Below are 213 nucleotides of genomic sequence, written 5' to 3'. Positions count from 1 at the left end.
TTGCGAAGGCGGCGTCCGAAATAGGTGATCGGCACCACGATGGCGGGAATGATGAGGACGAGCCCGACGGTCAGGCCGGGGACGAGATAGAACAGATAGATCGTACCGCCGATCGCCATCAGCAGATTGCGCAGCGCCACGGAGACGGTGGTGCCCACAACCTGTTCGATCAGCGCGGTATCGCTGGTCATGCGGCTGGAGATTTCCTTGGGC

The 213-nt window shown here is 61.5% G+C and carries 1 protein-coding gene; it reads right to left on the bottom strand.

All coding sequences use genetic code 11. From position 1 onward, the window contains the following. A partial coding sequence (locus tag A3736_RS01770) for an ABC transporter transmembrane domain-containing protein (RefSeq protein WP_255362946.1) occupies positions 1–213 on the bottom strand: 213 nt, incomplete at both ends.

Origin of the sequence: Erythrobacter sp. HI0063 (genome assembly GCF_001635685.1) — a bacterium.
GTDB lineage: Bacteria > Pseudomonadota > Alphaproteobacteria > Sphingomonadales > Sphingomonadaceae > Qipengyuania.
The sequence above is the reverse complement of the archived record's forward strand: the minus strand, read 5'-3'. Positions and strand labels throughout refer to the sequence as shown.